This is a genomic window from Halococcus sp. AFM35 (assembly GCF_051195015.1).
Taxonomy (GTDB): Archaea; Halobacteriota; Halobacteria; order Halobacteriales; family Halococcaceae; genus Halococcus.
This window is the reverse complement of the sequence record NZ_JBNTJU010000010.1, coordinates 100,192-113,458: the sequence shown is the minus strand read 5'-3', so window position 1 is coordinate 113,458 and position 13,267 is coordinate 100,192. Positions and strand designations below refer to the sequence as shown.

Genomic DNA, 13,267 nt, shown 5'->3' with positions numbered 1-13,267 from the left:
TGACAAAATCTACCATCAACTCGATCTTGATCATAGGGTTTGCTCACAAGAACACATTTGGGTGTCGAAAGTGGGGTAGTATCCCTCGACATCCGGACTTTCCCATTTTTCGTCGAGCGTATGAAAGACCACCCACTCAGCTTCCTCGGCAGGGTTACAGCGAGCGATGATCTCTTTGACCGGGACGCCGCCCCACTGAGCAACGTATGTCCACCCCTGGATGCAGTCGTGACGTGTCGTCTGTGACTGGCGTGGGAGGTTCTGTAAGTCCTCGAGTGAAAGTTCGAGTTCGTTTTCTACGAATCCATCGACCGTCAACGTCCAGTTTTCGAAGTTCTCGGCGGCGTGCTGGCGATACTTGTTGTTCCGAGGCGGCTTGCCGTTCACCCGGGCGAACTCGGAGGGCGTCTGTTGTTCGGTCTCCTCGTTGACGATATCGGTGTGGTGGTGAAATACAGACTTGATGAGTGAATCGAGACCGACTTCGAGGAGTTTCTTCGTCTTCATCGGCCGCTTGAGCGATGCCCGGTCACCGATCACGAGGATCGCAACGACCCCACCGATCCAGACCGCGGTGAGCGCGAGCGCGAGCGGCTGGGAGGCTTCGGCACTCCCAAGCAGGATCTTCGCCATCTGTTCGCCGAATCCGTGGGCAACGACAAGACTCACGTGAACCACGATGAACACGACGAACGCGATCATTCCGAGGAAATGAATGCTCCTGGCTCGTTGTCGGATGTGGCTGAACCAGTTCGGAAAATGGGCTCGCATCGCGGGAGCCTGAAAAAAGCCAGTGACGATCATGAGCGGTGAGAGGATGAAGAGGACGGAGAAATACGCGAGCTGTTGGAGCGCGTTGTACCCGGTGGTTTCGGGGATCTGTAACTGGGCGTACGCCACGAACGCGTCAAGAGCCCGCGGGAAGATCGACCACGATGTCGGAACGAACCGATCCCACTGGCCGGTCCCGATGAGCACCGCCACATAGAGCACGCCGGTGAGAAGCCACCCGGCCGCCCCCCAGAAATGCCAGTGACGGGAGAGACCGAGGTTGTCCTCGCCGGGGAGTGCGAGCCACGAAGAGTACGGGTCAGCCTCGTCCTCGGCGGTCCAGATTCCGTCCTTTTTCTTGGCTTGTCGGCGCGATGTCCGGCCGCGAGAGCCATCTTCGGTGGATGAGTTCTCGGTTATCTCAGTGCTGACCCCACCATCAGCCACCTCCTCGGGTTCGGCCCCAGTTTCGGCGGCGGTAGGTTGCTCCTCGTTGGAGTCTTCACCGATCCGTTCTTTCTCGATATCCGTTGATCGTGGCTCGTCACCAGTTCGGAGCCATTCAGTACCCGGAATCGCATCGTCGTTCCAGTAAAAACGGGGGTGCGCTCCAACAATCCCGATCCCACTCCTGATTAAAAGCAACATGAAGAGGAGGTTGAATGCGTGAGCCAATCGGAGCCACCAAGGGAATTCGAGTGCCATATCGAAGCCATGGTCCAAGAAAGAACATATAGATAACGGCAGACATGTTCGCCCACGGATTCGCAGTATCGAGAACACACCCGAACTTGTTCGGAAATACTGATTACGATACGGACCGAATAGGTTCGGACGAACGACGATGCCACGAGCACGCCTCACGCTCACGATTCCCGACGGCATCTGGATCGGGGACGTTTCGCGGGCCTATCCGGACGCACAGTTTCGCATTCTGGCCGCCCTCGCGGACGATCAGGCGGGCGTTGGACTCGCCGAAGTCACTGCCCAGCAGCTCCCGTCGATTCTGACTGAAATCGACGCTAGCGAGGAAGTCACCGAACTCGATATCCTCCAGCGACACGACAACACGGCACTGATTCAGTTCGAGACGACGATGCCACTACTATTATTTTCCGTACAGGGGGCGGGCGTCCCACTCGAAATGCCATTTCTCCTCGCAGACGGCGAGGCCGAGTGGGAACTCACGGCATCACAGCATCGTCTGTCCGAACTCGGAACCCAGTTCGAACAGTTCGGGATTCCATTCACCGTCAACGAGATCCAACAAGATATCGAGCCGGAACAGCTGTTGACCGACCGCCAGCTCGAACTGCTCACCGTGGCCGTTGAGCGAGGATACTACGACACGCTCCGGGAGTGTTCGTTAACCGAGCTTGCAGACGAACTCGGCATCGCCAAATCCACCTGTAGTGAAATTTTACACCGCGCCGAAGGGGAAGTCATCAAACAATTCGTCAATAGAGTGACAGATGTTACTGTCGAAACGGAGACTCCATGAGATGTTCGGTAGCGTCTCTGAGCGATGCGTGGGACGTATGGGACGTCGGATCAGTTCATGGACAGCGATGGTTGATCGCACGGTCGGCAACTGGAGATATCATCTGAGCTATGCTGGAGCAATCGACCGAACACTATTCAGTCACACAGAGGGCAGTAATGGTACGTGATCCGTTTGACGCTGAATCGCCCCAATTGCAGGACGTCCTCGATTCGCTCGATGACCCGGCCTGTCGTGATATCATCGAACAGTGCGAGGAGCCGATGACGGCAAGCGAACTCTCCGAAGCGTGTGACATCCCGCTCTCGACCATGTACCGAAAACTCGAACTGCTCAGTGAGGCATCCTTACTCGAAGAGCGTATCGAAATCAGGACGGGCAACCAGAACACGACACGGTATGTGGTCGCCTTCGATGAAGTCCGCATCGGTCTCGATGACGACCGTTCAGTCGAGGTTGCAATCAAGCATCGTGAACGGACGCCGGACCAACGCCTGTCCGACCTCTGGTCGGAGGTGAGCAAGGAAACATGAGTCAACTCATCACCACAGCGGTTCTCGTCCTCAAGACGCTCACGCTGGTGCTCGGTGGCGTGATTACGTTCTACTCGTATCGAGCCTACCGCCGCACGGCGTCGCGGGCGCTTCGAGCGCTCGCACTCGGCTTCGGTATCGTCACACTGGGCGCGTTCTTGGCTGGAGTCGTCGATCAACTCATTGCCGTTGATCCGGACCTCGCGCTTGTGGTCGAGAGTCTGTTTACGACCGCCGGGTTCGCTATCATCCTGTATTCACTGTATGTCGAGTGATGCAGAATTTCCGGAGGAAGCCACCACGATCAACTTCTGCCTCAGAGAACACTACGAGGTCTCTCGGATGGTCCTTTCGTTGAGGAGATCACCACCGAGCGTGTGCAGTAGCCCGAAAAACGTCATCAACCATGCGAGAAGAGCGATATACACGAAGTAGCGTGGGATCACGGAGAGAAAATTCAACTCAGTGATCTCCGCTAACCGATACGTGCAGACGGCGTACATCCCCAGCGGAAACACCATCCCCCAATACCTCGCACCATAACCCCGGCGTGTGTATGGAAGCGAAATATCGCCGACCACGTGACGCCAAATTCCCAAGAGAACGAGTAGCGGGATCCACCACGTGCCCGTGGACCAGAAAAACAGCGTGAACCCTTCGATAAAGGGCCGGAGTCCGTCCAGAAACCCCCAGCGCGACGCGTTCGATAGCAACGTCGCACCAGCAAGCGTCGTGATCGCCACGGCTCCGGTACTGATCCAGTACGGTGGCGTGGCCGAACGCGGATCGAATCCGAAAAATGCCAACCGATAGAAAATGAGCGTGATAATGATGAGATACAACATCGCACCCAGTAGATACGTCACCACTGTAACGAACAGCACCTGCCGTTCGTATGCTGGGATGGATGAAGCGACCAATCCGCCGAGAACGGACACTGACTGTGTTGCGACGATAGTGAGGAGCCATCCACCGTGAATCCCCTCCGCGAGCGGTTCATCGGTCTCTCGAACGGTGATTCGCAGGAAAATCGCGTAAATGAAGACCATCCAGAGGACGACTCCGAGGAGCCACAGCCCTATCGCAATCGTTTGGATATCCGTGAACACGAGAATCTGATTCCCGAGGATGCAGCTCCCAGCAACGATCGTCAAGCAGTTGAGTCCGTGGTCGTGGTCGAACAGGTCGTGAAGAAACTCTCGAGGGTCCACGCATAGACGAACAACGGTACGCAGCCCCAGCAGCACATACGCCGTCGCGGTGACTCCAAACAGGGCGACAGCGATACGGGTCATCCCACCCAACTGCGCGGCAATCGAGACGATGCCCGTTGCCATGACCAGCGCGAACGAACCCGGATCGAACGGATTGGCGAATCGACTGCGAACACGCCCGGTGATGCGACTCAACGCGGTCCAGCCATCGCGTGAATGACGAGATGAACACACACGGGACGGTGGTGTATCGACGGCTGGCCGGTCCTCGGTGCGCTGTGTGTCGCGCTTGGCTCCGGTATCGTCGGTAGGCATGGGTCAGTGAGTGGAGACAGGTGAACCGGCACTTGGATCGAATCGATGCCTCAGAGACCGGCACCCGACGGGAGGTAGTTCAGCGTGTCGTCACGCCAGCCACCTTGGCCTTTGCCGATGTCCTCGTAGTCTTCGACGAACTCGACGGCACAGACCCATTTGGCCATCTTGTAGCCAAGGATGCTCTCGCCCCGCAAGCGGAGAGGGCCGCCGTGGGGGATGGGAAGGTCCTCGCCGTTCATCTCGTAGGCGAGGATCGTCATCGGCTCGCTCGCCGTGTTCATGTCGATGACCTCGTAGTAGTAGCCATCGACCTCCGGGTCTTCCCATTTCTCATCGAGCGTCCAGAAGACGGCGTAGTTGGCCTCGTCGGTGGGCTGGCACTCCTCAATGAGGTCGGCGACGCGAACGCCGCCCCACTCAGCGTAGTACGTCCAGCCCTGAATACAGTCGTGGCGCGTGTTCTGGGTCTGTTTTTCGAAGTCGCGCAGATCATCGAACGAAAGCGTCATCGGATTTTCCACGAGTCCGTCGATGTCGAGCGTCCAGTCCGCGAAATCGCTTTTCCTATGCTCCTGATACTCTTCGTTTCGCGGTGGCCGACCATTGACACGGGCGTACTCGGAGGTACGACCGGCATCTAACCCATCGGCCGTGCGGCTGTAAAAGAGGAAATCGAGAAGCGGATCGACGCCGATTTCGAGGAGTTTTTTGGTTCGCATGGGTTTGCGGAGCGACTCACGGGTCGCCACGATGTGAAAGACGATGACGATACTCAGGCCGAGCACGGTGAACGCGACAGTGCGCCAAAAGGGGGCACCCGCAGTGCCCAGCACGATCTTGCCCATCTCGTGCCAGAACCCGTGCGCCACGACCAAGCCGACATGGCCGATGATGAACAGCACAAACACGACCATCCCGATCAGGTGGATGCTGCGTGCTGGCTGGCGGGCACGACCGAGAAGTCGCGGAAAAGTTGCGCGCAGTGCGGGCGACATCGCCAGTCCCGTGAGGATCATCAGCGGCGAGAGGATGAAAATCACACTGAAGTACGTGAGCTGCTGGAGTGCGTTGTAGCCGGTCGCGTGCGGTATCTGCAACTGAAGATAGGTGATGAGATTGTCCCACGCCTGCGGGAAGATCGCCCACGAGGTGGGGACGAGGCGCTCCCACTGCGGCGTTGCGAACAACAACACCACATAGATCACCCCGGTGAGCGTCCAGCCGAGTGCTCCCCAGAAATGCCAGTGACGCCCGAGTCCGAGGTTGTCCTTGCCCGGTAGCGCGAGCCACGACGGGTATGGGTCGGACTCGTCTTCGGCCGTCCAGAGATCGTTGTCCGTCGTGTTGCTCTCCGTCGGTGTTTCGAGTTCGGCTTCGATCTCGACACCTGCTCCATCTCCGACAGCGATTTTCTCTTCCGAGGAGTCTTCATCTTCCTCACTACTTGGGCGTTTTTCCTTCTCGATGGGTTCTCGTTTTTCGTCACCGAGGCGGAGCCATTCGGTGCCCGGAATCCCGTGGTCGCTCCAGTAGAACTTCGGATGGCCACTGATGATTTCGATACCGCTTCGAATCAGCAGTGTGGTAAAGAGGAGATTGAAGAAATGAGCCATCCGAACCCACCACGGAAAGCCGAGTGCTTCAGCACTCATGGCGACGTGGTGGCGACGACTGCTCTGTTCACCGCGAGCGAACCAATACCGCTTGCGTGGCGTGCAACCCGACGCGTACTAGCCACTGAATGCCAGTGACCGAGCGGGGTCCATCGACCGTGGTTGGAGCTCCGGTACATCACATCTGAAGAGAGAAAGAGAACGTCAATGGGAATAGCGTAGATTCCCAGTCCCTGAGAACAGCCGCAATCCCTGATTAGGTAGGGAACGAACTAGACCGGCGGCCGGAAATCAGTGCGACCCCAATGCAAGAGCCCGAAAGCCAGCAAAGGCAGCTCTCGCATAGTGATTCTGCTTTGGTCCCGGCGATGGCGACGAATCATTCTACTACAACGATACCTTTCATTCCCATCGCCTTGTGCGGGGAGCAAAAGTATTTGTAGCTCTCACTTTTCTCGAACGTGTGTTCGAAGATATGGCCCTTCTCAGCGCTTAGCTCGCTTTCGAAGCTCCCATCCTGTGCGACGGCGTTGTGAGAGCCACCCTTGCCAGTCCATTTCCACGTGACCGTCGTTCCCGTTCCGATCCTGATCGCTGGCGGCGCGAACGCATATGGACCATTGTTCCCCTCCGCTCCAACCTCAACAGTGACTTTGCTCGCACCGGTCTTGTCGGCTACGCTGTCGTAATTGGCGGTGTTATCAAGCCAGCCGCCGAACGCTGACGCACTATCGGTAGCCGCCCCACCACCAGCACTGTTACTGGTGGTCGGAGTACCGCCACTATCGGCGGCAGAGGATCCATCACCGCTGTTGGTGGTTCCTGAACTGGTACACCCAGCAAGAAGCGGCCCGGCGACCGACACTGCCACCGCCGTTTTCAGGAACGTTCGCCGCCCGGTTAGTGCAGACGATTTCATCACACATGGCCATACTACTGACGAAAGAATAACCGTAGTCGTGATTCTCAGTGGCTGGGAACACCACGAAGATGTTCGGCAGTATCCTTTCGGAGTGAATCGTGCAATAGTATCCTACGCATGCTGAAAACGGAGCGTTATGCCGAGGAGGTTCGAGCATTTCTCCGGACCAATCGTGGATTCAGCACCAAGCCAGCGCTCCGCGATGGAACGACCATCCCGGACTGGTACCTCCGGAAGATGACCGCAGACGGCGGAGAATTCTATACGTCTCTCAACCAGAACAACCAATACATCGCCAGTAAGTATACCGTTGGCCATCGAGCGGATACCGACGGCTTCTGGCGACCTGAAGTCGAGGATGAAGCCGACGGAACCGAGGAAGTCGTCTTCCACAAGCAGGGAACCACCAAGAAGACGCTCAAATATCTCGCGTTCAACCGTCCATCCGGTCTGACGGCGGCTGAAGCGTGCGATCTTCTCAGCCGACCGTGCTACCGTGCTCTCGCTCAGTTGGCCGACACCAATGACATCGCCGCCATTGAGCTCGGTGACACCACCCTCTACGTCCACACGTGGGCGCACAAACGAGACCGGCAACTCACCGAACGCCGCACGAACACATCCGTCGAAATCGATCTGCCGGGCGAGTCGCCAGCGGATCGCCACCTCTTCGCCGAAGAGATTCTCACCGAGTTCACGACCATCGCGGACGAGCATATCGACTCAATCGCGTCTGATCGAGCCGCAGCCCTTCTACTTCGCCAACTCCACGACGACTCGTTCGAGACGACCGAGACACGCGTGCGTCACAGTCATCGTCTCAAAGGTACTCTCGGTTACGACGAGCCGTCCGATGTTCCTGATGGAACCTCTATCTGGCGGTCGTTCGACGTGATTCCTCCGACCGAGCTGGAAGACTGTCTCCAGGCAATGACAACCGAATTGGTTGAAGAAGAGGATCAGGCTGGCCGGTATGCTGTGGTGGATGCGACACACATGCACGCGTGGGCGAACACGCGTCAAGAGATCGAAAACGGTGATATCGAGGGTGCCAGTTGGGGCGTCCATGAAGGCCAGTTCTACGGTTACAAGGCGTACCTCGTGATCGATGCGGCAATCGAGCTACCCGTCGCCGCCTTGTTGACCACCGGCAAGCGCAACGACCAGCGGATGTTCGTGCCGCTGATCGAGAAGTACGACGACCTCTACGACACTGCTGATCTCGAAGCGGTGTTCGCCGATGCTGGCTTCGACAGTACTTCGAACCGAGAGAAGTGCCAGGAGATACTGGATACGCCGCTCATGACGGCGATCAATCCGCGTCGGTCAAGCCCGCTGAAAGCACTCAAAGACGAGATCAAATCTCTGTTCGAAGACCACAGCGAAGAGATCGAGACTGTCCACGACGCACTGGAACTGCTGCCACAGACGCTGTTGTCAGACTACGGTGTTGAAACCGATAACGACGAACACAATTATATCATCCACGCGATCAAAGAGCGGATGAACCGCCACCTACGGGCGGGTGTCGAGCGGGTCATCAGCCGGTTGAAATCGTTCGCCGGGTTGGAACGCCCACGCGCACGCAAAGAGAAGAACGTGCGAACCCACATGCTCCTCTCGGTGGTTTCGCTCGTCGCGGTGGCGCTGACCGCCAAGCGTTGTGGGAAACCGTCGTTGATGTTGTCTCCCTCACGTATTATCTGACAGTTCGTCGGTACGGCGAAGCTTCTTTTGAGCGACGCGTCTCTTCTGAGAAGCAGAACTTGTGGTTGGAGCATCCCTGATTGGTTGTTCTAAGGGAACCCATCTGTTTTGAGCGGTGAACATATCCGTATATTCTCGTCTGTCCCCTAACGTGAGAGACAGTTCAGAACTAATCTGTCTCAATCTCTCGCAGACCAGTCAATCTCGAAGATGCAATAGCCTATAGTACAGTTATTGATGCTGAGACTGATTCGGTGTCCGCGTTTGTGGTCTTGGCCGTGAACGTCACTTCGTGTTCACCTGGCTCGTTCGCTGTCACAGCGACTGAGACGGTTTCGGTTTCTTCAGCGACAACAGATCCGAGGGTCGTCTCCGACGGCGAAACTGGTAGAGACGACTCGACGCTCAGAGAAACGTTTTCAGCGGATGCGTCGCCGATGTTCGCAACAGTGACATCTATACTGACCATCGAACCGAAGACTGGCGATCTCGTTTCAGGCTCCGCCGAGAGGAGGGCGATCCGGGCCGGAAGGTCGAAATCGGATATAGCACCACGGGCGGCAGTCATGCGGTCGTTCAGCGCCGTCTCTTGATTGCGAAGGTCGGAAACGCCGCCAACCAACTCGGAACTGTCGGCCGATTCCGGATCGAACAACAGTATATCCCCGCCAGCGAGAAGTCCCGCCCGCGCAGTATTTGTGCCTCCCTGCTGGTTTTCGTACTCGGTGAGTATCGTTTGCGTCTCCGAAGAGATGTCCATCTCCGTCCGGCTGAGTTGTGATCGGCGTAGCGTGAGACGTTCGGTGAGGAGGCTTTCCTGATACGCCGCTTGGTACGCATCGAGTTCCGCATCGAGACGCTCGTAGTCTTCGTCTTTGAGGGCCGCCCTTACCTCATCCAGGGAGTTGAGGAGTGCTGACTGTGCCATCGGTCACACCCCCGACGTGCCGCTGATGACGCCATCGAGCGCCGTGTTGTGTTCCTTTCGGGCGTCGGCCAGTCCGGCCGTGCCTGCTGTAATGGCTAAGAATGTGAAGCTCAGTGAGAAGAACGTGCCGAGAACCGAAAGCGCTGTACCGATGATTGCCAGGCTTCCTCCTGAAAGGACGGTGAGTATTCCGCCGGCAACAGCGAGAAGACCGCTGACAGTGGCGATGAAGTTCGTCACGTCGAGTGCGTTCTTAGTCTCACGGAGTTCTTGGTTCAGGCGGTCCATGCCGTTTGCCGCCGCAGTTCTCGCCCCGCTCTGAGTGCCCGACAAGTTTACGCTTCCACTATCAGCACCGAGGGAATCGTCCAGCTCCGCGAGTTTGCCGTCGATCGGTGGATTTCCGAGATTTTGTTCATACTGACGGAGGAGGTCGTTAGCGAGTGGGTCTCTGACATCTTCGACCTCACCTGCAACGAATTCATACAGCTTTTGTCCGTCCTTGATCCCTTCCGATTCGATCTTCGAGACGACATCGCCCTTGATCGCTTTCGCTGCATCCTTGAGTCGGTCCGCGACGAACGGAATCCCACCGAACACGACGCTCAATGCATCGTCAACGCGCGAAACAGCATCATCGAGACGTGAAAGAGTTCCGACCGACCCTGCGAGTTTAGCAAAAGAGGTACTAGCGGCAATGAGACCAGTGGTAAGGAACAGTCCATTTTGGACCGTCGTACCCGCAATATCGAACCCACCGTTGGCGGCCGGAGAATCGCTTGGAGCCCCGACCAGCGAACTGCTATTTTCCGGGCTCTGTGCAACGCCCGGTCCGAGCGCAGCGATGGTCGACTCCGTGACGTTCTCACCCATCTTCATCCGTTCGATGGCGTCGATCGCTGTCGAGACATCGACGTTCCCGTTCTCGATCTGTGTTTCCATCGTATCGAGCGTATTCTGAACGCGTGCACGTTCGTTGATACTCGGCGAGAGCGAGGTGATCTCTCCAGCAAGTGCAAGCTTCTGGCCTTTCACCGACGCGAATTCGTCTCCACGCGGCCCTGTGTACCTCGAAGCAGCAGGCGAAGTGGCGACTCCGGAAAGCGTGACTCCGGCCGCAGCGTTTCGTAGCAGCGCTCGTCGGTCCAATCGATATAACGTGTCGTTGCTTTCGGACATCGTCCAAATATATCAACTTCAGGCTCTAGGATAAAAGTTTTGTGATATATTTTAATCTTCTGCTGGTCGAGAATTGCATACTGCATCGTAGAAGACAGGTCCCCCGCTAGTAGATGATTGCTGAGCATACTCGCGCACAGATCCATATCCGCGGGGGAAAAGACCGTGAGAAACACACTACGGCCGCTTTTCGAAACTCCCGATTCCACGCACAGAGCATCCTCGCATGGACCGAGGCAAACTGCGACCAGTGGCGTCTCGAGCACGCGAAGGTCGACGCTGGCGAGAAGAAACCCCCGTCGCTTGATGTCCGCGGTGCGCGGCCGAGTACTTCACCGAGAACTCCAGAGCGGTGACTGTTCGCGGAAGAGAACGCACTCGGAGCTAGCCTCTCCTCCAGGCGAAACCGAACGGATTATATCCGGGTGGCGGGACGGTCGTCGTACCCGACAGAAACCTATGGCACCACAGTGGACGCACGTAACGGACGAGACACCGCCCAGCGTCCGCCTGTCGGGTGAGTTGTGGTGACGGTGATGCACATGCCATGGGTACGAACTCACCGTCGGAGACCGAATCACTCGACACCGACGCACGCATCGACACGCAGGCACCAGCCGCAGACCGACCGGACGACACCGCGAAGTCGGTCACACCGACTCTCGCCGCCAGCGCCACCGATCATCCCGAGCGATCCCGGTTATTCGACCTCGATTCTGAAGAGGCAGTCGACCTCGATAGATTCGTCGCGGACGTCACGACCATCGCGCAGTCGCGCTGCGAGCGTTGCGAGGACTACACGGACATCGAGACGCTGGTCTGCGATCTGCCGATCGACCACCTCACGTTCGCCGCGCACGATTCGTTAGTGTCGTACTCGGGACCATATTCGGTGGCGCTACTGGTGCGGGCGTTCATCGTCGAGGAGATCAACGACTGGGACGAGACCGCGCTCCACGACCACCTGCGAGTGAATCCGCCGCTCCGCCGTGAACTCGGCTTCGAGACGCTCCCGGCACAGTCGACGTTTTGGCGAGGGTGGAACGAGCGCTTCAGCGAGGAACTGCGCGACGCCGTGCAGGAGTGCGCGGACAGAATCGTCACGGCCGCGCGCACCTGCGATGTCTCCCTTCCCGAGCGAGTCGACACCGATGAGGCCGACGAGCCACAGTCCGGCGATGATCCCGAACGCCAGCTCCTCGCCCAGAAGACCGACGAGGTCTGGCAGCAGGCCAAGCCGTTCGTGACCGACGCGTTCGTGCTCAAACGGGGCCAGAACTGGCAGATCCACGAGAACGCCTTCTGGGAACAGCACGCCTACATGGGGATGCGCGAGGACATGTACGCCCGGAGCGGTCCAGGCTCATTCTCGCTCGACACCACGCGGGAGCGCATTCCAACGGGATCGACCCACCGCTACCAGATCGGCAAGCTCTCGGTCGAAGAGATCCGGGAAATGCTCCGGAACACCACGCGGATGTTGATCGCTCGCGGCCGCCAGAACGGTGAACTCAACGGGACAGTCATGGCGGCCATCGACGTGACCAAGGGCTTCCCGTTCACCGGCGACGTGGACGACCACGAGAATGATATTCTCGGGTACAAGGACGGAAACGACTACTACCAGTGGGCGGTGCTCAAAATCGTCGGGATGGACGTCCCGCTCGTGCTCGACGCTATCCCGCGCGTGCGTGGACAGTCGAAAGATGAGATCGTTGAGAAGCTGCTGTCAGAGGCGACCGAGATGGTCGACATCGACCTCGTAATGATGGACCGCGAGTTCGATAGTAAGCCCGTCAAGAAGACCTGTGAGGAATACGGCATCCACTACCTGAATCCCACCCGTATTTTCGAGCGCAGCGACGAGGCCGACACCATCGCGTGGATGTATCGGAACGGCAAGCGCTTCCACGTCACCGAGGAGGAGACACCCGAGGCCACGGCCACACGCAAGCAAATCTACCTCCCGCAACGGTCGAATTCGGATGACGATGACGACGACAGCCTCTCAGAAGTGTGGAAAGAGATGTGCGGCGAGTGGGAATTCGACGATGTAGGAGGTGAACCAAGCGAGCGGATGTCGTTCTCGCGGCTGCTCGCGGACATCCAGCGTGAAGAGGAAGTCGAAGAACGCAAGCAGAAGGCGCAGGACGGAGACGTGGATACCTCCGAAACCGTGGTGTTCGAGACGAACCATCCATACGTGACAGCGCGTGACGCTAGCGATCAGCAGATGGACGGGAGAGCGTTCATCCATATGATCGAGCGGCTGATCCGGTGGTATCGCCGTCGTTGGGGTATTGAGAACGGCTTCAAGAAGCAGAAGCACTTCATGGTGCGGACCACCTCGACCGAGCGCGACTATCGGTTCTTCAACTTCGTGTTCGCGTGCGTACTGTATAACGTTTGGCGGCTGGTCGATTTGCTGGTGAAGCTCACCATCGACGGCGAGAACACGTCATACGCGCCGCGCGTCGATGCGAACCAGTTTCTGACCGTTGCCAAGCAGTTCTACGGTCTCGATCCGCCTGATTGACGTCCGATCACTTCCGTGACCGTCGGTCCGTGAGCGGCGGCACTG

Annotated in this window: 11 protein-coding genes; 5 read left to right on the top strand and 6 right to left on the bottom strand. The window is 57.8% G+C overall.

The annotated features are described in order from the left end of the window. Positions 1-30: 30 nt before the first annotated feature. A complete protein-coding gene (locus ACQUQO_RS10115) occupies positions 31-1,476 on the bottom strand; it encodes a cytochrome b/b6 domain-containing protein (RefSeq protein ID WP_435077867.1) in 1,446 nt (481 codons plus the stop codon). Positions 1,477-1,615: 139 nt separating this feature from the next. On the opposite strand from ACQUQO_RS10115, the gene ACQUQO_RS10110 reads away from it, so the two are divergent. The 3 genes from ACQUQO_RS10110 (at position 1,616) to ACQUQO_RS10100 (ending at position 3,080) form a co-directional block, all read left to right on the top strand. Next, positions 1,616-2,272: a helix-turn-helix domain-containing protein gene (locus tag ACQUQO_RS10110; RefSeq protein WP_435077866.1), complete on the top strand. Its 657-nt coding sequence runs from the start codon at positions 1,616-1,618 to the stop codon at positions 2,270-2,272. Positions 2,273-2,430: 158 nt separating this feature from the next. Further along, complete coding sequence (locus ACQUQO_RS10105; RefSeq protein WP_435077865.1) at positions 2,431-2,805, top strand: helix-turn-helix domain-containing protein; 375 nt, start codon at positions 2,431-2,433, stop codon at positions 2,803-2,805. Then, positions 2,802-3,080 (top strand): DUF7521 family protein, encoded by a 279-nt coding sequence (locus ACQUQO_RS10100; RefSeq protein WP_435077864.1) that lies wholly within the window; start codon positions 2,802-2,804, stop codon positions 3,078-3,080. Before ACQUQO_RS10105 ends, ACQUQO_RS10100 begins: the two co-directional genes overlap by 4 nt. Positions 3,081-3,131: 51 nt before the next feature. Here ACQUQO_RS10100 and ACQUQO_RS10095 read toward each other — a convergent pair whose 3' ends face one another. The 3 genes from ACQUQO_RS10095 to ACQUQO_RS10085 form a co-directional block, all read right to left on the bottom strand. After that, positions 3,132-4,253 (bottom strand): tellurite resistance/C4-dicarboxylate transporter family protein, encoded by a 1,122-nt coding sequence (locus ACQUQO_RS10095; RefSeq protein ID WP_435077872.1) that lies wholly within the window; start codon positions 4,251-4,253, stop codon positions 3,132-3,134. Positions 4,254-4,384: 131 nt separating this feature from the next. After that, the gene (locus ACQUQO_RS10090; protein ID WP_435077863.1) at positions 4,385-5,989 is read right to left on the bottom strand and encodes a molybdopterin-dependent oxidoreductase; all 1,605 of its coding nucleotides are present in this window, start codon (positions 5,987-5,989) and stop codon (positions 4,385-4,387) included. 340 nt (positions 5,990-6,329) lie between these two features. After that, positions 6,330-6,869, bottom strand: a complete 540-nt coding sequence (locus tag ACQUQO_RS10085; RefSeq protein ID WP_435077862.1) for a halocyanin domain-containing protein — start codon at positions 6,867-6,869, stop codon at positions 6,330-6,332. 120 nt (positions 6,870-6,989) lie between these two features. Between ACQUQO_RS10085 and ACQUQO_RS10080 the strand changes: the two genes are divergently transcribed. Continuing rightward, positions 6,990-8,579: a transposase gene (locus ACQUQO_RS10080; protein ID WP_435077861.1), complete on the top strand. Its 1,590-nt coding sequence runs from the start codon at positions 6,990-6,992 to the stop codon at positions 8,577-8,579. Positions 8,580-8,799: 220 nt separating this feature from the next. Here ACQUQO_RS10080 and ACQUQO_RS10075 read toward each other — a convergent pair whose 3' ends face one another. Together ACQUQO_RS10075 and ACQUQO_RS10070 are read right to left on the bottom strand one after the other, a co-directional pair. Then, positions 8,800-9,507: a CARDB domain-containing protein gene (locus ACQUQO_RS10075; RefSeq protein ID WP_435077860.1), complete on the bottom strand. Its 708-nt coding sequence runs from the start codon at positions 9,505-9,507 to the stop codon at positions 8,800-8,802. Between the two features lie 3 nt (positions 9,508-9,510). Beyond that, a complete protein-coding gene (locus tag ACQUQO_RS10070; protein ID WP_435077859.1) occupies positions 9,511-10,542 on the bottom strand; it encodes a hypothetical protein in 1,032 nt (343 codons plus the stop codon). Between the two features lie 691 nt (positions 10,543-11,233). Between ACQUQO_RS10070 and ACQUQO_RS10065 the strand changes: the two genes are divergently transcribed. Continuing rightward, entirely contained in the window at positions 11,234-13,222 is a 1,989-nt protein-coding gene (locus tag ACQUQO_RS10065; RefSeq protein WP_435077858.1) for a transposase, read from the top strand. The last annotated feature ends 45 nt before the right edge of the window (positions 13,223-13,267 follow it).

Excerpts from the sequence above, each read along its gene's own strand:
- ACQUQO_RS10115 (WP_435077867.1), bottom strand. The coding sequence starts at position 1,476 with ATGGCACTCGAATTCCCTTGGTGGCTCCGATTGGCTCACGCATTCAAC.
- ACQUQO_RS10110 (WP_435077866.1), top strand. The coding sequence starts at position 1,616 with ATGCCACGAGCACGCCTCACGCTCACGATTCCCGACGGCATCTGGATC.
- ACQUQO_RS10105 (WP_435077865.1), top strand. The coding sequence starts at position 2,431 with ATGGTACGTGATCCGTTTGACGCTGAATCGCCCCAATTGCAGGACGTC.
- ACQUQO_RS10100 (WP_435077864.1), top strand. The coding sequence starts at position 2,802 with ATGAGTCAACTCATCACCACAGCGGTTCTCGTCCTCAAGACGCTCACG.
- ACQUQO_RS10090 (WP_435077863.1), bottom strand. The coding sequence starts at position 5,989 with ATGAGTGCTGAAGCACTCGGCTTTCCGTGGTGGGTTCGGATGGCTCAT.
- ACQUQO_RS10085 (WP_435077862.1), bottom strand. The coding sequence starts at position 6,869 with ATGAAATCGTCTGCACTAACCGGGCGGCGAACGTTCCTGAAAACGGCG.
- ACQUQO_RS10080 (WP_435077861.1), top strand. The coding sequence starts at position 6,990 with ATGCTGAAAACGGAGCGTTATGCCGAGGAGGTTCGAGCATTTCTCCGG.
- ACQUQO_RS10075 (WP_435077860.1), bottom strand. The coding sequence starts at position 9,507 with ATGGCACAGTCAGCACTCCTCAACTCCCTGGATGAGGTAAGGGCGGCC.
- ACQUQO_RS10065 (WP_435077858.1), top strand. The coding sequence starts at position 11,234 with ATGGGTACGAACTCACCGTCGGAGACCGAATCACTCGACACCGACGCA.